This window comes from Kineosporia succinea, assembly GCF_030811555.1.
Classification (GTDB): Bacteria; Actinomycetota; Actinomycetes; order Actinomycetales; family Kineosporiaceae; genus Kineosporia; species Kineosporia succinea.
The window spans coordinates 743,426-762,272 of record NZ_JAUSQZ010000001.1; the positions used below are offsets into that span (position 1 = coordinate 743,426).

Sequence of the window (18,847 nt, forward strand, 5' to 3'; positions counted from 1 at the left end):
TCGGGTGACGGCACCGGCCCGGCGAGACGGTCCGGCCAGGCAGCACGGGGAGTCGCTGATCATGCCCGGTATCCGAAGTACCTACGAGACAGACCTTCTCCGGGTCGACGACATCCTCCTGCAGATGTGCGACCTGGCCGACAGCACGATGCGAGACGCCACCACGGCCCTCGTCGAACGTGACGTGTCGCTGGCCGAGCAGGTCATCGACCGCGACCGGCACCTCGACATGCTGCACCAGGGCCTCGAGAACCGCCTGCTGCGCGTCATCGCCCGCTGGTCGCCCGTGGCGCGAGACCTGCGCACCCTGCTCGCGGCGCTGCGGGTGGGCGCCGACCTGGCCCGGATGGGCGGGCTGTCACGGCACGTCGCCGAGCTGGCCCGGCGCCGCTACCCCCGCTGCGCGGCCCCGGGCGCCTCGCACGTGCTGGTGCTGTCGATGGGCCAGGTCGGCGGGCGGCTCGCCACCATGACCCGTGACCTGCTCGAGGCCCGTGACCTGCGGCTGGTCCGGCAGGTGGCGGCGCTCGACGACCAGATGGACAGCCTGCACCGAAAACTGCTGGCCACGCTGATCGCCCCGGACTGGCCGCACGGGGTGGAGCCGGCCGTCGACCTGACCCTGGTGGGCCGCTTCTACGAACGCTACGGCGACCACACCGTCACGATCGCCCACCAGGTGCACTTCATCGAGACCGGCGCCCTGCCCGAGCCGCGTCCCCGGGAGGCGATCGACGTGCGGGTGCCGACCACCACGTCCACCATCAGCTCACCAGTCGTGCACCGTGCCGTCCGCCAGCCGGTTGAACGGTAGATAGGCGCGCTGGTACTCGTATTTCGCGGCCTCGGCCAGATCCAGGTCGACCCCGAGGCCAGGCCGCTCCCCCGGGTGCAGCAGCCCGTCGCTGAACGTGAACGACTGCCGGAAGACCTCATTCGTGCGTTCGCCGTGCTTCATGTACTCCTGGATTCCGAAGTTGTGGATCGCCAGGCCCAGGTGCATCTGGGCGGCCAGTCCCACCGGTGAGATGTCGGTCGGGCCGTGCATCCCCGACTTGATCTGGTACTGACTGGCGTGGTCCAGAACCTTTTTCAGGTGGGTGACGCCCCCGGTGTGCGTGACCGCGCTGCGCACGTAGTCGATCAGCTGCTCACGGATGATCAGCTGGTAGTCCCACACGGTGTTGAAGATCTCGCCGATCGCCAGCGGCGTGGTGGTGTGCTGCCGCACCAGACGCAGGGCCTCCTGGTTCTCGGCGGGCGTCACGTCCTCCAGCCAGAACAGGTCGTACGGCTCCAGCGACTTGCCCAGCCGCGCCGCCTGGATCGGGGTCAGCCGGTGGTGCGAGTCGTGCAGAAGCGGCAGCTCGGGCCCGAACTCGTGGCGCACCGCCTCGAACACGGTCGGCACATGACGCAGGTAGGAGCGGGTGTCCCAGTCCTCCTCGGCCGGCAGATCACCCCGCTGCGCGGGCTCGTGGTCGTAGCGCCCGCCGTCGTAGGTGGCGTTGGAGGCGATGCCGTAGATCGATTTCAGCCCCGGCACCCCCGTCTGCACCCGGATCGCCCGATAGCCCTGCTCCTGGTGCTCGCGGATACTGTCGAACAGCTCCGGCAGCTCCTGGCCCGAGGCGTGCCCGTAGGCCAGCAGCCCCGTGCGGGACGCTCCGCCCAGCAGCTGGTAGAGCGGCATGTTCGCGGCCCTGGCCTTGATGTCCCACAGGGCCACGTCGACCGCCGCGATCGCCGCCATCGTCACCGGACCGCGCCGCCAGTAGGCGCTGCGGTACAGGAACTGCCAGGTGTCCTCGATTCTCGAGGCGTCACGCCCGATCAGCAGCGGCACCACGTGTTCGCGCAGGTAGGCGACCACGGCCAGCTCCCGGCCGTTCAGCGTGCCGTCGCCCAGCCCCACCAGCCCGTCGTCGGTCTCCAGACGAAGGGTGACGAAGTTACGGTCGGGACTGGTGACGACGACGTCGGCCTTGACGATCTGCACTGATCCTCCTGGGTTGGCTCCCGGCGACGCTAGGCAGATCGCGAACCCCGGTCAAGGGTCATCCGCCGGCGTGGAGGGGGCACCCTTTCATTTCGGGAACACCCGTACGATCGACGAAGAAATCACCGGATGACCTTGTCGTGCGTCCAGGCGTTTCTGGAACCATGCCCCCTGCGCCGCCCGGATTCGCGAGCGGTGCAGGCTCCCCCGGGTCGTTCGCGATCCCCCGGGCCGACGGTGAGCCGGGCACCGCGATTCGGGCGGTCACGGTCGAGAGAGGCCACAGTCGAGAGCAGAAGCAGAGCGGGAGCAGTCAGTCTTCGACACCCCGGTTGCCGGTCCCCTCGCCCGGATGGCCGGCGTTCAGGCCCGGGCCGCGGTCGCCCAGGTCGGCGTGGTCGGTGGGCCCGCTGGTCTCGTCGAGGGGACGGTCGGCGGCGGCGATCTCCGGGTGGTGCAGGTCGAAAGCCGGTCGCTCGGAACGGATGCGGGGCAGACGGACGAAGTTGTGGCGGGGTGGTGGGCAGCTCGTCGCCCATTCCAGCGACGCGGCGTAGCCCCACGGGTCGTCGGGCAGCTGTTCGTAGGGCTTGCGGGAGGTGCGCCAGAGGTTGAGCGCGAACGGCACGATCGACAGCGCCAGGATCAGCGAGCCCACGGTCGAGATCTGGTTGTAGAGCTGGAATCCGTCTTCGGGCAGGTAGTCGGCATAGCGGCGGGGCATGCCCTCGACGCCGAGCCAGTGCTGGATGAGGAACGTGGTGTGGAAACCGATGAAGGTCATCCAGAAGTGCAGCTTGCCGAGCGGTTCGTCGAGCATCCGGCCGGTGAGTTTCGGCCACCAGAAGTAGAACCCGCCGAACATCGCGAACACCACCGTGCCGAACACCACGTAGTGGAAGTGCGCGACCACGAAATAGCTGTCCGAGAGCTGGAAGTCGAGCGGCGGCGAGGCCAGGATGATGCCCGTCAGCCCGCCGAGCAGGAAGGTGACGAGGAACCCCAGCGCCCAGACCATCGGCGTCTCGAACGTGATGGAGCCGCCCCACATCGTGCCGATCCAGTTGAAGAACTTCACCCCGGTCGGCACCGCGATCAGCATGGTCATGAACGCGAAGAACGGCAGGGCCACCTGGCCGGTCGCGTACATGTGGTGCGCCCAGACCGACATCGACAGGGCGGCGATCGAGATCGTGGCGAAGACCAGCGTCTTGTAACCGAAGATCGGCTTACGGCTGAAGACCGGCAGGATCTCGGTGACGATGCCGAAGAACGGCAGCGCGATGATGTAGACCTCGGGATGCCCGAAGAACCAGAACAGGTGCTGCCACAGCAGAGCTCCCCCGTTCTCCGGCTCGAACACCTGGGCGCCGAAGCGCCGGTCGGCCTCCAGCGACAGCAACGCGGCGGCCAGCGGCGGGAAGGCCATGATCACCAGGATCGAGGTGACCAGGGTGTTCCAGGTGAAGATCGGCATCCGGAACATGGTCATCCCGGGAGCCCGCAGGCACATGATCGTGGTGATGAAGTTGACCGCGCCGAGGATGGTGCCGACCCCGGCCAGGGCCAGGCCCATCACCCACAGGTCACCGCCGAGGCCGGGCGAGAACACGGCGTTCGACAGCGGGGCGTAGGCGAACCAGCCGAACGACGCCGCGCCCTGCCGGGTCAGGAAACCGGCCACCACGATCAGCCCGCCGAACAGGAACAGCCAGTACGACAGCATGTTCAGCCGCGGGAAGGCCACGTCGGGCGCACCGATCTGCAGCGGCATGATCGCGTTGGCGAAGCCGGCGAACAGGGGCGTGGCGAAGAGCAGCAGCATCACCGTGCCGTGCATGGTGAAGAGCTGGTTGTACTGGTTCTTGTCGTTGACGATCTGGACGCCGGGCTCGAACAGTTCCAGCCGGATCAGCACCGCCATCAGCCCGGCCACCAGGAAGAACCCGAAAGACGTCACCAGATAGAGGTTCCCGATGACCTTGTGATCGGTACTGGTGAGCCAGCGCTGCAGGTCACGGCCCTTGCGGGTCGTCACCGGGTGCCGCGTCAGCTGGGGTTCGGACAGGAGCGTCATCCGTGAGCCTTCCCTCCGGGACGAGCCACGTGCGGGAACCGTCGAACGCCGTGCGCCCGCCAGTCTGCCCCCGTTCCGGCGTGGTGCCAAGGATGGCAAGGTTGTCAGCCGGTCAACGGCTCCCGGCCGCCTGCTGCAGCAGCCCGGTGGTCGAACGGCCGCTCAGGTAGGGCAGCAACAGCACCCGCCCGCCCCAGCCCCGCACCAGTTCGGCCTCCGGCATGGGCGCACCGCTGTAGTCGCCCCCCTTGACCCACACGTCCGGGCGCAATCGGGCGAGCGTCATCGATGGGTCATCCTCGTCGAAAACAATGACCCCGTCGACGCATTCGAGAGCGAGCAGCATCTCGGCCCGTTCCCGCTGCGCCACCACCGGCCGGGCCGGGCCCTTCAGCCGCCGCACCGACGCGTCACTGTTGAGCAGCACGATCAGGGTGTCCCCGACGCGGCGGGCGGTCTGCAGACAGGAGAGGTGGCCGACGTGGAGCAGGTCGAAACAGCCACCGGTGGCGATGATTCGGCCACCGGAAGCCCGCACGTCGCGAACCCGTCGCTCGACGGCGTCCCAGCCCAGGGCCGGGGTCCGCGCCTGGTCACGAGGGTGATGGTGGACGTCGTGGTCGCCCGGGACGGCCGGGTCGCCGGCTCTCTCCTCACTCGGCGCGAACGAGGAGGCGCCGCCGGACGCGACCCAGCGTGACGCGTCATGCGTGGCGCGGACGACGGCCTCGGACACCACGCGTCCCCGGGCCACCGACACCGCGACCGACGCCACGAAACAGTCACCGGCACCGCACGGATCGCCGCCCTCGACCACCGGGGCGGGCACGTACAGCGTCTCGGTGGCGGCCTGGGCCAGGTACGCCCCCCGGGCCCCGGCGGTGACGCAGACAGCTCTGACCCGCCAGCGTTCCCGCAGCTCAGAGGCCGGATCAGCGCTCTCGTCACCGACCCGCGCGCGGGCCTCGGCCAGGTTGGGCGTCACCAGGAGACAGCCGGGAACCGGGTCGCCACCGCGGGGGTGCGGGTCCCAGACGACGGGCGTGCGCGGGGCGAGACGCGCGAGCAGGCGCCGGATCCCGGGATCGCGCGTGACGCCCGCGCCGTAGTCGGAGACCAGCACCACGTCGGCGGTCTCGAGGAACTCGGCCAGTGCACCGAGCGTGGCGGGGTCGAGTGCGGTGGGAGTGCCGGGGCCACCCTCGTCCAGCCTCAGCAGGCACTGGCCGTCGGCCCGCAGACGGGTCTTGGTCCGCGTCGGGCCCTCGTGGCCCAGCGGCAGCAGGTCGACGTGCGGGGCCAGCAGCGCGCGCAGCCGCCGGCCCTCGGCATCCTCGGCGAGCGGGGCGGCGAGGCGGACCCGCATCTGCGGGCCCCGGCCGAGCAGCGCCGTAAGACCGGCTCCACCAGCACGTTCCACCACTCGCTGGGCATCGAGCACGGGCACCGGGGCGTCGGGGGCGATCCGGCTCACCACGCCGTGCACGTCACGGTCGAGCAGCACGTCACCGAGGACGGCGATCGTGCGGGCCGTCATCGGGGCACCACCACACTCCCCTCGAGAAGACCCGGGCGTGGTGCCGGCCTCACCCCCGTCCCAGGCCGCGGCCCCACGGGCGGACCGTCGCGCAGCAGCTCGGCGTCCACCGCCGCACAGATCGCGTGCACGGCCATCAGGTGCACCTCCTGCACGGCCGCGGTGCTGGTCGCGTCCACGCAGAACGCCTCGTCGGCGATCTCGGCGAGCGGGCTGCCCGGCGGCCCGGTCAGCGCCCAGACCGTGATGCCGCACTCCTTGGCCCGCGCCGCCGCCGCGAGGACGTTCGGACTCCGCCCGCTGGTCGAGAGCAGTACGAGTACATCGCCGGTGCGCCCGTGAGCCTGCACCTGGCGGGCGAACATCTCGTCGGCCCCGTAGTCGTTGACCAGCGCGGTGAGACTCGAGGTCTCGGCGCTGAGGCAGAGTGCCGACAGCGGGCGGCGTTCCGCCAGGAACCGGCCCACCAGCTCCGCCGTCAGGTGCTGCGCCTCGGCCGCGCTGCCCCCGTTACCGGCGGCCAGCACGCGTCCCCCGGCCCGGAAGGTCTCCGCCAGCCGCCGCCCCCAGGCCTGGAGCACCGCCGCGTCCCTCCGCAACGAGCCCAGGCCCCCGGCCAGGTCGTCGAGGTGCTCCTCGACCCAGCTGACCACGCACAGCGCGTCCGGACCGCTCCGGGCCCCGGGAACCGGGGAAATCTCGACGGGCGTCGTCATCGCACCTCCTGAAGATGGCCCCTCCGCTGAACGGGAGGCGATCGTGCCCGGCGACTCCCCGGTAAGCCAATTGGTGGCTCGGGAGGAGGCCGAACCCGATGCGGGCCACGGTGAGCCGACGGACGCCCGTGCGCACCACCCGTATCCGGAGGCCACGCCCGACTGGCGTCACGTTGGGTATCTGGCAGAGTCGCGAGTGCACCGGGGACGACGGAACGTCCCGGTGCCACCCGACTCTTCCGTGAAGCAGCCGCGGATCCGTCATCCGAGAAGACACGGAACGGAGACCGATGCGCGCCGTCACCTGGCAGGGCACGAAGGACATCCGGGTCGAGGACGTCCCCGACCCCACGATCCAGGACCCGACCGACGTGATCGTGAGGATCACCTCGACCGGCCTGTGCGGTTCCGACCTCCACCTCTACGACCCGCTCGGCCCGTTCCTGGACGCCGGCGACATCCTGGGTCACGAGCCGATGGGCGTCGTTCAGGAGGTCGGGCCGCAGGTCACGAACCTGAAGCCGGGCGACCGCGTGGTCGTCCCCTTCAACGTCTCGTGCAACACGTGTTTCATGTGCTCGCAGGGGCTCCAGTCGCAGTGCGAGACCACCCAGGTCCACGAACAGGGCAAGGGCGCCGCGCTGTTCGGCTACACCAAGCTGTACGGCCAGGTCCCGGGCGGCCAGGCCGAGTACCTGCGCGTGCCCTTCGGCGACACCCTGCCGATCAAGGTGCCGGACGGCCCGCCCGACACCCGCTTCCTGTTCCTCTCCGACGTGCTGCCCACGGCCTGGCAGGGCGTGAAGTACGCGGACGTGCCACCCGGCGGCTCCCTGGTGGTGCTGGGTCTCGGCCCGATCGGTGACATGGCCACCCGGGTCGCCCAGCATCTCGGGGCCGGTCAGGTCATCGGGGTCGACCTGGTGCCCGAGCGTCTCGAGCGTGCGGCCTCGCACGGCGTGCACACCATCGACCTGAACCAGCACGGCGACAACCTCGTCGAGCTGCTCCGCGACCTGACCGACGGACGCGGCCCGGACTCGGTGATCGACGCCGTCGGCATGGAGGCGCACGGTTCCCCCGCGGCCGGTCTCGCCCAGAAGGCCACCGGCCTGCTGCCCGACCCGCTGGCCCGGAAACTCATGCAGACCACCGGTGTCGACCGGCTCGAGGCTCTGCACACGGCCATCGACCTGGTGCGGCGCGGTGGCACGATCTCGCTGAGCGGGGTCTACGGCGGCATGGCCTCGCCGATGCCGCTGATGACCATGTTCGACAAGCAGATCCAGCTCCGCATGGGCCAGGCCAACGTGTGGCGCTGGGTGCCCGAGATCCTGCCGCTCCTCGTCGACGGCGACCCGTTCGGCGTCGAGAGCTTCGCCACGCACACGCTGCCGCTGTCCGAGGCCCCGAACGCGTACGAGCAGTTCCAGAAGAAGCAGGACGGCATGGTCAAGGTCGTCTTCCAGCCCTGAAAGGTTTTACATGAGTGAATATCTCACCACGTCCCAGGGTGTCCGGCTGCCCGACACCGACCACTCGCTGAAGGCCGGCCGCCGCGGGCCCACCCTGATGGAAGACTTCCATCTGCGCGAGAAGATCACCCACTTCGACCACGAGCGCATCCCCGAACGCGTGGTGCACGCCCGTGGCGCCGCCGCGCACGGCGTGTTCGTCTCGTACGGCACCGATCTCACCCGGGCCCGGTTCCTGGCCGAGGAGGGGCACGAGACCGAGGTCTTCGTGCGGTTCTCCACCGTGCTGGGCTCCCGCGGCTCGGCCGACACCGTGCGCGACACCCGCGGTTTCGCGGTGAAGTTCTACACCGACGAGGGCAACATGGACCTGGTCGGCAACAACATCCCGGTGTTCTTCATCCAGGACGGGATCAAGTTCCCGGACATCATCCACGCCGGGAAACCGCACCAGGACCGCGAGATCCCGCAGGCCCAGTCGGCGCACGACACGTTCTGGGACTTCGTCTCCCTGCACACCGAGGCCACGCACCACGTCTTCTGGAACATGAGCGACCGCGGCATCCCCCGCTCGTACCGCACGATGGAGGGCTTCGGCGTCCACACCTTCCGGCTGCGCGACGCCGAGGGGAACACCCACCTGGTCAAGTTCCACTGGAAGCCCGTGTCGGGCGTCCATTCGCTGGTGTGGGAGGAGGCGCAGATCGCCGCGGGCGTCGACCCCGACTTCCACCGCCGCGACCTGGCCGACTCGATCGACGCCGGCGCGTTCCCGGAGTGGGAGCTCGGCGTGCAGGTGCTCCCCGACGACGGCACCGAGACCTTCGCCGGGATCGACCTTCTCGACCCGACGAAGCTCGTGCCCGAAGAGCTCGCACCCGTGGTCAAGCTGGGCCGGCTCACCCTGAACCGCAACCCCACCAACTATTTCGCCGAGACCGAGCAGGTCGCCTTCCACACCGGCAACCTGGTGCCGGGCATCGAGGTGACCAACGACCCGCTGATGCAGGCCCGGCTGTTCTCCTACCTGGACACGCAGCTGACGCGCCTGGGCGGGCCCAACTTCACCCAGCTGCCGATCAACCGGCCGCACTGCCCGGTGAACGACATGTTCCGGGAAGGCATGCACCAGAGCGAGATCCACGAGGGCGTCACGCCGTACAAGCCGAACGGGCTGGACGACGACCGGCCCCTGGTCGACGAGGACGACGGTTACACCCAGACTCCCCGGCTCGTGGAGGGTGAGGTCGGCCGCGGCAATCCGGTCAGCTTCGACGACCACTTCACCCAGGCCGCGCTCTTCTACCGCAGCCTGACCCCGGTCGAGCAGGCCCACGTCGCCGAGGCCTTCACCTTCGAGCTGGGCAAGTGCCTCGAGCAGACGATCAAGGAACGCGAGCTCGCGGTGCTGGCCCACGTCGACCCCGCGCTGGCCTCGATCGTGGCCGAGGGCCTGGGACTGGCCGTGCCCGGGGGCATTCCGGCCGTGGGCGACGTCGAGCCCTCCCCCGCGCTCTCGCAGGTCGTCACCGTGCCGGGCCCGATCGCCGGCCGCAAGATCGGGGTGATCGCCGACGACGACTCCGACCTGGCCGGGATCCGGACCCTGCGCAAGGCCCTGCTCAAGCAGGGTGCCGAGCTGCTGGTCATCGGCCCCCGAGGTGGTTTCATCGGCAAGGGCCGCAGCAAGGAGATGACGCAGCGGTCGGCGCTCACGGCCCGGTCGATCGAGTTCGACGCCGTGCTGGTGGCGGGCGGCACCGGCCACCGACCCGACCTCAAGACCGTGATCCTGCTGCAGGAGGCGTACAGGCACTGCAAGGGCGTCGGCGCCTGGGGTGACGGCGCCGAGGTGCTCACCGGGGCGGGCATTCCCGCCGACGGCCCGGGTGTGCTGCACGGCGAGAGCGCCGACAAGGCTTTCTCCACCGAGCTGATCGCCACGCTGGGCCTGCACCGGGTCTGGCAGCGCGCCGACGACGTGATGGCCGACGCGGTCGCACCCGCCTGATGTCCGGCCGGCTGCCCGTCCACGCCGTCGACGTCCGGGACGGGCAGCCGGAGCACCATCCGAACCGCCCGGCGGTTCGTCAGGAGCAACAAGAGCTAGGAGAACCACGGTGAGCGACCAGTACACCTTCACCAATCCGGTCGACCAGTACACGATGCCGAAGCCCGACGAGCAGTACCAGGACGGGCCGGGCCTCGACGCGGAGCTGAGCCCGCGGGCCGACCACGGCGAGAAGACCTACCGCGGCACCGGCCGGCTGACGGGGCGCAAGGCGCTGGTCACCGGGGCGGACTCGGGCATCGGGCGGGCCGTGGCCATCGCCTTCGCCCGGGAGGGCGCCGATGTGGTGCTGTCGTACCTGCCCGAGGAGGCCGAGGACGCCGAGGCGGTGGCGAAGCTGGTCACCGAGGCCGGGCGCACGGCCGTGCTGGCCCCGGGGGACGTGTCCGACGAGCGGTACGCCCGGGGGCTCGTGCAGAAGGCCGTGACCGAGCTGGGCGGACTCGATCTGGTGGTGAACGTGGCCGGGCGGCAGCAGACCGCCGAGAAGCTCGAGGACATCACCACCGAGAGCTTCGACACCACGGTGCGCACCAACCTGCACGCCATGTTCTGGATCTGCCAGGAGGCCCTGCCGCACCTGCCGGCCGGCTCGGCCATCATCAACACCAGCTCGGTGCAGGCCTACAGCCCGTCACCCACGCTGGTCGACTACGCGATGACCAAGGCCGCCATCAACACCTTCAGCAAAGCCCTGGCCCAGCAGCTGGCCCCACGCGGCATCCGGGTGAATGTGGTTGCCCCGGGTCCGATCTGGACGCCGCTCCAGGTGGCGGGTGGGCAGCCGACCGAGGCGCTGCCGGAGTTCGGGCAGCAGACGCCGCTGGGCCGCCCCGGTCAGCCGGCCGAGCTCGCACCGGCCTACGTGTACCTGGCGTCCGCCGAGTCCGGTTACACGGTGGGCGAGACGCTCACGGTCACCGGGGGCATGCCCACCCCGTGAGCCTTCGCACCGGAACCGGGGGCAGCCGGGTTGCCCGCCCCCGGTTCTGGTGTGGAATTGCCGCATGATCGAGGTCAAGCGGCACGTGGAAGCATCCCCGCAGGACGTCTTCGCCGTCCTCGCGGACGGCTGGCTCTACTCCGGCTGGGTGGTCGGCGCGTCCCGCATCCGGGCGGTGGACGACCACTGGCCGAAACCCGGCGCCAAGATCCACCATTCGGTCGGGGTCTGGCCCGCGCTGCTGAACGACGACAGCGAGGTGGTGGACGTGGTGGACGGCCACCGCCTGGTGCTCACGGCCCGCGGGTGGCCCCTGGGTGAGGCCACCGTGTACCTCGAGCTGGAGGACGACGGGGACGGCGGCTGCCTCGTGCGCATGCAGGAAGACGCCTCGCACGGCCCGGGCAAGCTGGTGCCGCAGCCGCTGCGGCAACTGGCGATCGCGCCCCGCAACACCGAAAGCCTGCGCCGGCTGGCCCTTCTGGCCGAGGGCGGCGCTCAGCGCCGCTGACGCACAGCCGTCACGACACCCGCGGTGAGGGCACCGAACGTGCCGAGCACCTCGTCCCCCAGCGTGTCGGTGTAGGCGGTCGCGAGCTCGGTGCCCCCGCGGATGAAGGCGTAGTACTCGCCGATCTCCCAGAAGATCGCCATGATCGCGCCGATCCCGGCCACCAGCAGCGCGATCTCCCAGCGGGGGCGCGGCTTGGCGCGGGTGATCAGCAGGCCCGCCCCGAACCCGAGGAACATCCAGTTCACGAAGTGGTTGGCGTCGTCCCACCAGCCGATCGAGTCGTACAGGTCGAGCGTGTTACCGGTGACGTCGACCAGGAAGGGCAGCATGATCCAGGAGAACGCGGCCCACGGCGGGTCGTCGCGCCGCTTCGTGGTGAGCCACCAGATCACCGGCACCGTCAGCATCATCACCGGGTAGAGCACCAGCCGGGCCCCGAAACCCTTGCCCTCGAACTGGGCCAGGCCGGACGCGAAAAAGGTTGCCACCAGCAACTGCCCGATGGTGAGCACCAGCAGCACGGCGCTGACCACCCGTCCGCGGCCGTTCCCCGTCCGCACCCGTGTGTCTGTCATGCGGGCCAGTATTGCGTGATCTTGGGGCGAATCCGGCCCCGTCCCCGCACCCGAAGGGGGCACTCGGGATGCGGGGCCGCCGGGCGCACCTAGATTCGACGGAGAGGGTGAACCGCGACCTTGGAGAAACCCATGAGCGTGACCAACGAAAGGCCCGTCGCCACCTCGGCCCGGGAGAAGTCCGCCCCCGAGCTGGTGCAGGACATCACCCGCCTGGTACCGCAGCTGGCCCGCCAGGAGATCGAGCTGGCCAAGGCCGAGCTGACCGAGAAGGCCCGGCACGCGGGCATCGGGGTGGGCGCGTTCGGCGCCGCCGGCCTGGTCGCCCTGTTCGGGGTGGGCACGCTGGTCGCCGCCGCCGTGATCGGGCTGGCCGAGGCCGTGCCGGCCTGGGCGTCCGCGCTGATCGTGGGCGCCGTGCTGCTGGCCCTGGCCGGGATCATGGCGCTGGTCGGCAAGAAGCAGGTCGGCCAGGCGACACCACCGGTGCCGACCGAGGCCGTGGAGAGCACCAAGCACGACGTCGAGGCCGTGAAGGAGAGTGCCCACCGATGAGCGACAGCAACGGGGCCCCGAAGAATCCGGACCAGATCCGCGACGAGATCGACCACACCCGCGACGAACTCGCGGACACCGTCGAGGCTCTGGCCGCCCGCACCGACGTCAAGGCCCGCGCCACCGAGAAGGCGCACCAGGTGCAGGAGTCCGCACGCACCAAGGCCCACGACGTGCAGGACGCGGCCCGCACCAAGGCGCACGAGTTGCGTGAGCAGGCCCGCGGGGTGCAGCAGAACGTGAGGACGCAGGCCGCGGCCGTCGGCACGACCGTCACCGAGAAGGCGGGCCAGACGGGTGAACAGGCCCGTCACCGGGCCGAGCAGGCCGTGACCGCCGCGGCCGAGAAGACGTCACAGGTGCGCACGGTCGCGTCCGAGAAGACCTCCCAGGCGCGCACGGTCGCGTCCGAGAAGACCTCGCAGGCACGCACGGTGGCCGCGGAGAAGACCGAGCACGCCCGCACGGTCGCCGCGGAGAAGACCGAGCACGCCCGCACCGTCGCCGCCGAGAAGGCCCACACGGCTCAGGAGACGGTTCAGCAGCAGCGGCAGCAACGTCCGTGGCTGTTCCCGGCCCTGGGCGGTGCCCTGGCGTTCGTCACCGGCCTGTTCGTCTGGCTGCGTCGGCGCCGCACCCCCTGACGGCCACGGCCCGGCGCACGACGGGCGACGCGGGAAGGGCCGCGTCAGCCGACCCCGGGCAGCGGCGTGACCCCCGAGCGCGAGGGACGCAGCCCGTCGAGGATCACGCCGATCACCCGGCGATAGGTCTCCGGCGAGCTGCCCTTCTGCGCCGCGAAGTCGATGCTGCTCACCGCCGCCATCGTCAGCGCGAGCAGGTCGTGGGGCACCACGTCGTGCCGGATCACCCCGGCGTCCTGGCAGCGGCGCACCATCCGGCCGATGCTGTCGCGCATCAGCAGCTGGTGCCGGTGCACCACCTCCTCGACCCGCTCCGACGACGAGCCCCGGGCCCAGCCGAAGGTCTCCGAGTAGCCGGTGATCACGAACTCCCGGAACCCCCTGTCCCGCGAGAACTCCCGCACCCCACCTTCGAAGAACTCGACGAATCCCTCCCACGGGTCGTCGGCCTCCAGCGCCCGGGCCACGTCGTCGCGTGCGGTCGCGAACCGGATCTCGAACAGCGCCAGGATCAGCTCGTCCTTGTTGGAGAAGCGCCGGTAGACCGTGGCCACCCCGACCCCGGCGGTCGCCGCCACGTCGGCCAGCGTCGCGTGCAGCCCCTTCGCGCCGAAGACCTCGCCCGCCGCCCGCAGAATCCGTTCCGCGACATTCACACCCGAAAGGGCATCGTCGGGTGCTTCGGTGCGCCCGGAAGAAGTGTTCACGCGAGTCAGGGTAGCAACGCGGAACAACTATTCCGCTATGGTGGCCACACCCCCGGAACAGCTATTCCGCGATCCCCCACGCCTCGAAGGGCCTGACGCATGTCCAGCACCACCACGTCGAGACAGCAGTGGCTGATCCTCGGCGTCATCTCGATCGCCCAGCTCATGGTCGTGCTCGACGCCACCATCGTGAACATCGCCCTGCCCGCCGCGCAGACCGATCTGCAGTTCGACGACGCGCAGCGCCAGTGGGTCGTCACGGCCTACTCGCTGGCCTTCGGCAGCCTGCTGCTGATCGGCGGGCGCCTCAACGACATGTTCGGCAGCAAGCTCGGCTTCCTGGTCGGCCTGGTCGGTTTCGCGGCGGCCAGCGCGCTGGGCGGCTGGGCCCCGAACTTCGAGATCCTGATCGTGGCCCGCGCCCTCCAGGGAGCGTTCGGCGCCCTGCTGGCCCCGGCCGCGCTGGCCATGCTCACCGTCACGTTCCTCGGATCCGCCGACCGGGGTAAGGCTTTCGGCATCTTCGGGGCCGTGGCCGGTTCCGGGGCGGCGGTCGGCCTGCTGCTCGGCGGCGTGCTCACCGAGTACCTGTCGTGGCGCTGGTGCCTCTACGTCAACGTGATCTTCGCCGTGATCGCGGTGATCGGCGCCCTGCGCCTGCTGCCCGCCAACGAGCGGGAGAGCGGCAAGCTGTCGTTCGACTGGGCCGGCTCGATCCTCGCGGTGGCCGGGATCTTCCTGGTGGTCTACGGGTTCGCCCGCTCCGAGACCGAGGGCTGGACCGACACCGTCACGCTGACCAGCCTGATCGTCGGCATCGTGCTGGTGATCGGCTTCGTCGTGGCCGAGCGCCTGGTGGCCCATCCGCTGCTGCCGCTGCACATCCTGCTCGACCGGGTGCGCGGCACCTCGTACCTGGTCATGCTGATCGCCGCGGTCGGCATGTTCGCCGTCTTCCTGTTCGTCACGTACTACGTGCAGGGCGTGCTCGGCTACTCCCCCGTGCAGTCCGGTTTCGCCTTCCTGCCGATGGTTTTCGCGATCGGTGTGAGCGCCCAGTTCAACGGCACCCCGGCGTTCCAGACCCGGATCGGCTCGAAGATCCAGGTCGGCGTGGGCGCGCTGCTCGCCGCGGCCGGCATGCTGCTGTTCACCGGCTTCGGCGCCGACAGCTCCTACCTCACCGCCCTGCTGCCCGGCCTGCTGCTCACGGGCCTGGGCCTGGGCTGCATCTTCGCGGTCGCGATCGGCTCGTCCACGATCGGCGTCGAGCCGCACCAGGCCGGCGTCGCCTCGGCCACGGTCAACACCGCCCAGCAGGTCGGCGGCTCCATCGGTGTGGCTCTGCTGAGCAGCATCTCGGCCACCGCGATGACCGACTACGTCACCGCGCACACCACCGACGCCGACGTCGCCGTGCAGGCCCAGCTGGCCTCGTACGACGCGGCCTTCCTGTGGTCGGCGGCGTTCTTCGCGGCCGCCGCCGTGGTCGCCTTCGCGCTGTACCCCTCGCGCCGGGTCACCGCCCAGATGGCGGCCGAGAACGAGCACGTCGCGGTGCACATGTAAACGCGACCACCGGAACACGAATGATGGACGCCCCGGTGACCGGGGCGTCCATCATTCAGTTCGGCCGGTCAGCCCTTGACCTCGGCCAGGCGGGCCTTGCTCAGCTTGAGCATCGCCCGGGCCTGAGTGACGGAATCCAGGCTGCCACCGCTGTTCCCGGCCGCGGCGACCTTCTCGCCCCGCTCCTTCAGCCAGGCGGCGTCGTCCTTCAGGTAGTTCTCGCGGTCCTTCGTGCTGATCGCGTAGAAGAAGCGCTGCTTCTGGTACGTGTCGATCTGGTAGTCGGTCTCGACGACCTGCGCCAGGAAGCAGTTGGTCATCTGCTGGGTGTTGCCGTTCTCGTCACACTCGCCGACCGGCGTGGTGAACGGCTCCTCGATCTTCAGGTACTCCAGGCCGTCACCGGACTCGGATCCGCCTGCGGTGCCGGTCTTCCCGGCCGAGGTGGAGGCGTTCTCGGCCGTGCCGGCATCAGCCTCGGTGGCCGTGTCACTGTCGGCATCAGCGGCGGCGCCGGTCGTGGCCACCGCCGTCGGGGTCTGCTCAGCCTGGGCGGAGTCCTGCGTGGAGCCCTGCGCGGAGTCCTGCGCGGAGTCGGTTCCGCACGCGGCGACCCCGAGCACCCCGGCGATCGCCAGGGCGGCGAGGATCGGGACGTTCCGGCTGCGTGCTGCGGTACCCATGATGATCTCCTCGTGAGGGTGGGGTTCAGGTTCCGGGTCGCTCCGGGCGGTGTGTTCCCGCCGCCTCCCGGGCGGCGTCGCCTCGTTCGGACACACCATGTGAGATGGCGGGCGGCCCCCGGAAAGTTCGGGTGACCCCCGTCACAGGCCCGTTCGGCGCAACCCGACCGCCCGCCGTCGAGGGGGGCCCTCTCGAACGGCGACCACACCGTCCGCATGCCACCGTGAACGCATGTGGGGAAGCAGGCGGCGCACGCCCGAACCGGCCGGTGACCTGCCCGAGGAGAACCCCGTGGACTCGCCCACGGAGTTGCCGAGGCGCTCGTGGCTGAAGGTGCTCAAAGGCTCCGCGAAGGAGTTCTCCGAGGACCAGCTCACCGATTCCGCCGCTGCCCTGACCTATTACGGGGTGCAGGCTCTGTTCCCCGGCCTGCTCGTGCTGGTGTCACTGCTGGGGTTCCTGTCCAGCGACAGCATCGGCGAACTGCGCGCGAACCTCGAGCCGGTGCTGCCCGGCTCGTTCCGGAAGATCGTCGACGACATCCTCGGCCAGGTCGGGAACAAGCCCGGGTCGGCCAGTTTCGCGTTCGTGCTGGGCCTGGTGACGGCCCTGTGGTCGTCGTCGGGCTACATCGCGGCGTTCATGCGTGCGTCGAACATCGTCTACGACATCCCCGAGGGCCGGCCGATCTGGAAGACCCTCCCCATCCGCGTGCTGACCACGCTGGTGATGCTGGTGCTCATCGTGATGGCCGCCGTGATCGTCATTTTCACCGGCCCGCTCGCCCAGCAGGCCGGTGACCTCCTCGGCCTCGGCAACGCCGCGGTCACGGTGTGGAGCATCGCGAAATGGCCCGTGCTGCTGGTCATCATGATGCTGGAGCTGGCGATCCTGTACTGGGCCGCCCCGAACGCCAAGCAAGGCTTCCGCTGGGTGACGCCGGGCGGCATCCTGGCCGTGGTGCTCTGGGCGATCGCCTCGGCCGGCTTCGGCTTCTACGTCGCCAACTTCTCGAGCTACGACGCCACCTACGGCACGTTCGCCGGCATCGTGATCTTCCTGATCTGGATGTGGATCTCGAACCTGGCCATCCTGCTCGGCGCCGAGTTCAACGCCGAGCTCGACCGTGCCCGCGCCGAGCACGACGGCCTCCCCGCCGGCACCGAGCCCTACGTCGCCCTGCGCGACACCCGGGGGCTCGACGACGACGAACTCGCCGAGGTCGAGGGCTCCCGCCGCCACCTGCGCCCCGACCGGGGCGGCGACGCGGGCAGCGCCTGAACCCCGCGCCGGCCCAGCCGCGGGCCCGCTCCCCGGTGGGATCACACCGGATTCCGGGAAGCTCGTCCCACCCCGCGCGGTTCCCGTTGCCATGAGTCTTCTGTTCTCACCGCTCACCCTGCGCGGCGTCACCGTGCCGAACCGCGCCTGGGTCTCGCCGATGTGCCAGTACTCCAGCGAGAAGGGGCATCCGACCGACTGGCACCTGGTGCACCTGGGTGCGCTGGCCCGGGGCGGCGCCGGCCTGGTCATGCAGGAGGCCACCGCCGTGGTGCCCGAGGGCCGGATCTCGCCGGAGGACGCCGGGATCTGGAACGACTCGCAGGCCGGGGACTACGAGCGCATCACCCGCTTCGTCCGCGAGCAGGGGTCGGTGCCCGCGATCCAGCTGGCCCACGCCGGGCGCAAGGCCTCGACCTACGCGCCGTGGCGGGGCAAGGGCTCGGTGCCGAAGAGCGAGGGCGGCTGGAAGACCGTGGCCCCGTCCGAGAACGCGTTCAACGGCTTCGACGTCCCCGCCGAGATCGCCGCCGCCGACATCCCGGCGCTGGTGCAGGCCTGGGCCGACGCGGCCCGCCGCGCGGTGACGGCCGGGTTCGAGGTGCTCGAGGTGCACGCCGCCCACGGCTACCTGCTGCACCAGTTCCTTTCCCCCGTCAGCAACCTGCGCACCGACTCCTACGGCGGTGACCTCGCCGGGCGCTCGAAGCTGCTCCTGGAGGTGGTGGACGCGGTGCGCGCGGTGATTCCGGACGCCACCCCGCTGCTGGTGCGGGTCAGCGCGACCGACTGGGTGCCGAACGGCCTCGACGTCGAGGAGGTGGCCCAGGTCGCGACCACGCTCAAGGACCACGGCGTGGACCTGATCGACGTCTCCAGCGGCGGCAACCACCCCGACCAGAAGATCACCGTCGGCCCCGGCTACCAGGTGCCCTTCGCCCGGCGGATCAAGGAGGCCAGTGGCCTGCCCACCGCGGCGGTCGGCCTGATCACCGAGCCGAAGCAGGCCGAGCAGGTGCTCGAGGAGGGCTCGGCCGACGCCGTGCTGCTCGGCCGGGTGCTGCTGCGCGAGCCGAGCTGGCCCCAGCGCGCCGCCGCCGAGCTGGGCGACGACCTGCCCTGGCCCCCGCAGTACGTCCGCGGCCGCGCGAGCCGCTGATCCCCGGTGGACGGCGCCCCTCCTCCGGCCCCAGGGGCGCCGTCCGTCGTTCCGGGCGTGTGGATCTCACCACGCGGCCATCACTCATCGTGATTCGCACAGCGCTGGCGGAGAGTGACATGACCACCGCGTAGTGCAGGAATGCCAGGGAATTGGTGTGCAGTCGCCCACAGCAGCCCGAATTGGCTTGCGGAGAGTAGTCGGCGCCCGATAGGACCACTCAGGGTCGTGATGACGGCATCAGTTGGGCGTCATCGAGACCGACAACACCAAGTAGAGATCACGGCTCCGCAGCTCCAGCCACGCGCACCCTCACGCGCAAGCCACCCGGCGCCGACGCA

Annotated in this window: 17 protein-coding genes; 10 read left to right on the forward strand and 7 right to left on the reverse strand. The window is 70.3% G+C overall.

What is annotated here, in order from left to right; genetic code table 11:
• The first annotated feature begins 61 nt into the window (after positions 1 to 61).
• Positions 62 to 814, forward strand: a complete 753-nt coding sequence (gene phoU, locus J2S57_RS03270) for a phosphate signaling complex protein PhoU (RefSeq protein WP_307238120.1) — start codon at positions 62 to 64, stop codon at positions 812 to 814.
• Here phoU and manD read toward each other — a convergent pair.
• The 4 genes from manD to J2S57_RS03290 form a co-directional block, all read right to left on the reverse strand.
• Positions 770 to 1,999 carry a D-mannonate dehydratase ManD gene (manD, locus tag J2S57_RS03275; protein WP_307238122.1) on the reverse strand — a complete coding sequence of 410 codons (1,230 nt, stop codon included), beginning with the start codon at positions 1,997 to 1,999 and terminating at the stop codon, positions 770 to 772. The two genes, phoU and manD, sit on opposite strands and share 45 nt — an antisense overlap.
• A 313-nt stretch (positions 2,000 to 2,312) precedes the next feature.
• Entirely contained in the window at positions 2,313 to 4,076 is a 1,764-nt protein-coding gene (ctaD, locus tag J2S57_RS03280; RefSeq protein WP_307238124.1) for an aa3-type cytochrome oxidase subunit I, read from the reverse strand.
• 112 nt (positions 4,077 to 4,188) lie between these two features.
• Positions 4,189 to 5,613: a PfkB family carbohydrate kinase gene (locus J2S57_RS03285; protein WP_307238126.1), complete on the reverse strand. Its 1,425-nt coding sequence runs from the start codon at positions 5,611 to 5,613 to the stop codon at positions 4,189 to 4,191.
• Positions 5,610 to 6,329 carry a D-sedoheptulose-7-phosphate isomerase gene (locus tag J2S57_RS03290; RefSeq protein WP_307238128.1) on the reverse strand — a complete coding sequence of 240 codons (720 nt, stop codon included), beginning with the start codon at positions 6,327 to 6,329 and terminating at the stop codon, positions 5,610 to 5,612. The genes J2S57_RS03285 and J2S57_RS03290 overlap by 4 nt, the downstream gene beginning before the upstream one ends.
• Before the next feature lie 290 nt (positions 6,330 to 6,619).
• On the opposite strand from J2S57_RS03290, the gene J2S57_RS03295 reads away from it, so the two are divergent.
• The 4 genes from J2S57_RS03295 to J2S57_RS03310 all read left to right on the forward strand — a co-directional run bounded on the left by J2S57_RS03295 (position 6,620) and on the right by J2S57_RS03310 (position 11,329).
• A complete protein-coding gene (locus J2S57_RS03295; RefSeq protein WP_307238130.1) occupies positions 6,620 to 7,804 on the forward strand; it encodes a zinc-dependent alcohol dehydrogenase in 1,185 nt (394 codons plus the stop codon).
• A 10-nt stretch (positions 7,805 to 7,814) separates the two neighbouring features.
• A complete protein-coding gene (locus tag J2S57_RS03300) occupies positions 7,815 to 9,815 on the forward strand; it encodes a catalase (protein WP_307238132.1) in 2,001 nt (666 codons plus the stop codon).
• Between the two features lie 109 nt (positions 9,816 to 9,924).
• Positions 9,925 to 10,818, forward strand: coding sequence for an SDR family oxidoreductase (locus J2S57_RS03305; protein WP_307238134.1), 894 nt, complete (start codon positions 9,925 to 9,927; stop codon positions 10,816 to 10,818).
• Between the two features lie 64 nt (positions 10,819 to 10,882).
• Complete coding sequence (locus tag J2S57_RS03310; RefSeq protein WP_307238136.1) at positions 10,883 to 11,329, forward strand: SRPBCC family protein; 447 nt, start codon at positions 10,883 to 10,885, stop codon at positions 11,327 to 11,329.
• Here the strand turns inward: J2S57_RS03310 and J2S57_RS03315 are convergent.
• Complete coding sequence (locus J2S57_RS03315; protein ID WP_307238138.1) at positions 11,317 to 11,907, reverse strand: DUF2238 domain-containing protein; 591 nt, start codon at positions 11,905 to 11,907, stop codon at positions 11,317 to 11,319. The genes J2S57_RS03310 and J2S57_RS03315 overlap by 13 nt on opposite strands.
• A gap of 132 nt (positions 11,908 to 12,039) precedes the next feature.
• Here J2S57_RS03315 and J2S57_RS03320 point away from each other — a divergent pair, with 132 nt between their 5' ends.
• Entirely contained in the window at positions 12,040 to 12,462 is a 423-nt protein-coding gene (locus tag J2S57_RS03320) for a phage holin family protein (protein ID WP_307238141.1), read from the forward strand.
• On the forward strand, positions 12,459 to 13,106 hold the full coding sequence (locus J2S57_RS03325) for a DUF3618 domain-containing protein (RefSeq protein WP_307238143.1): 648 nt from the start codon (positions 12,459 to 12,461) through the stop codon (positions 13,104 to 13,106). Before J2S57_RS03320 ends, J2S57_RS03325 begins: the two co-directional genes overlap by 4 nt.
• A gap of 44 nt (positions 13,107 to 13,150) precedes the next feature.
• Here J2S57_RS03325 and J2S57_RS03330 read toward each other — a convergent pair whose 3' ends face one another.
• A complete protein-coding gene (locus tag J2S57_RS03330; RefSeq protein WP_307238145.1) occupies positions 13,151 to 13,813 on the reverse strand; it encodes a TetR/AcrR family transcriptional regulator in 663 nt (220 codons plus the stop codon).
• 99 nt (positions 13,814 to 13,912) lie between these two features.
• On the opposite strand from J2S57_RS03330, the gene J2S57_RS03335 reads away from it, so the two are divergent.
• Entirely contained in the window at positions 13,913 to 15,382 is a 1,470-nt protein-coding gene (locus J2S57_RS03335) for an MFS transporter (protein ID WP_307238147.1), read from the forward strand.
• A gap of 68 nt (positions 15,383 to 15,450) precedes the next feature.
• On the opposite strand, the gene J2S57_RS03340 is transcribed toward J2S57_RS03335, so the two are convergent.
• The gene (locus tag J2S57_RS03340) at positions 15,451 to 16,065 is read right to left on the reverse strand and encodes a lysozyme inhibitor LprI family protein (RefSeq protein WP_307238149.1); all 615 of its coding nucleotides are present in this window, start codon (positions 16,063 to 16,065) and stop codon (positions 15,451 to 15,453) included.
• Between the two features lie 232 nt (positions 16,066 to 16,297).
• Between J2S57_RS03340 and J2S57_RS03345 the strand changes: the two genes are divergently transcribed.
• Together J2S57_RS03345 and J2S57_RS03350 are read left to right on the forward strand one after the other, a co-directional pair.
• On the forward strand, positions 16,298 to 17,347 hold the full coding sequence (locus J2S57_RS03345; RefSeq protein ID WP_307238153.1) for a YihY/virulence factor BrkB family protein: 1,050 nt from the start codon (positions 16,298 to 16,300) through the stop codon (positions 17,345 to 17,347).
• Positions 17,348 to 17,438: 91 nt separating this feature from the next.
• The gene (locus tag J2S57_RS03350) at positions 17,439 to 18,506 is read left to right on the forward strand and encodes an NADH:flavin oxidoreductase/NADH oxidase (protein WP_307238155.1); all 1,068 of its coding nucleotides are present in this window, start codon (positions 17,439 to 17,441) and stop codon (positions 18,504 to 18,506) included.
• Positions 18,507 to 18,847: the final 341 nt, after the last annotated feature.

Bases quoted from the DNA above. Each gene is read 5' to 3' on its own strand.
- phoU (WP_307238120.1), top strand. From the start codon at position 62: ATGCCCGGTATCCGAAGTACCTACGAGACAGACCTTCTCCGGGTCGAC.
- ctaD (WP_307238124.1), bottom strand. From the start codon at position 4,076: ATGACGCTCCTGTCCGAACCCCAGCTGACGCGGCACCCGGTGACGACC.
- J2S57_RS03285 (WP_307238126.1), bottom strand. From the start codon at position 5,613: ATGACGGCCCGCACGATCGCCGTCCTCGGTGACGTGCTGCTCGACCGT.
- J2S57_RS03290 (WP_307238128.1), bottom strand. From the start codon at position 6,329: ATGACGACGCCCGTCGAGATTTCCCCGGTTCCCGGGGCCCGGAGCGGT.
- J2S57_RS03295 (WP_307238130.1), top strand. From the start codon at position 6,620: ATGCGCGCCGTCACCTGGCAGGGCACGAAGGACATCCGGGTCGAGGAC.
- J2S57_RS03300 (WP_307238132.1), top strand. From the start codon at position 7,815: ATGAGTGAATATCTCACCACGTCCCAGGGTGTCCGGCTGCCCGACACC.
- J2S57_RS03310 (WP_307238136.1), top strand. From the start codon at position 10,883: ATGATCGAGGTCAAGCGGCACGTGGAAGCATCCCCGCAGGACGTCTTC.
- J2S57_RS03315 (WP_307238138.1), bottom strand. From the start codon at position 11,907: ATGACAGACACACGGGTGCGGACGGGGAACGGCCGCGGACGGGTGGTC.
- J2S57_RS03320 (WP_307238141.1), top strand. From the start codon at position 12,040: ATGAGCGTGACCAACGAAAGGCCCGTCGCCACCTCGGCCCGGGAGAAG.
- J2S57_RS03325 (WP_307238143.1), top strand. From the start codon at position 12,459: ATGAGCGACAGCAACGGGGCCCCGAAGAATCCGGACCAGATCCGCGAC.
- J2S57_RS03335 (WP_307238147.1), top strand. From the start codon at position 13,913: ATGTCCAGCACCACCACGTCGAGACAGCAGTGGCTGATCCTCGGCGTC.
- J2S57_RS03340 (WP_307238149.1), bottom strand. From the start codon at position 16,065: ATGGGTACCGCAGCACGCAGCCGGAACGTCCCGATCCTCGCCGCCCTG.
- J2S57_RS03345 (WP_307238153.1), top strand. From the start codon at position 16,298: ATGTGGGGAAGCAGGCGGCGCACGCCCGAACCGGCCGGTGACCTGCCC.
- J2S57_RS03350 (WP_307238155.1), top strand. From the start codon at position 17,439: ATGAGTCTTCTGTTCTCACCGCTCACCCTGCGCGGCGTCACCGTGCCG.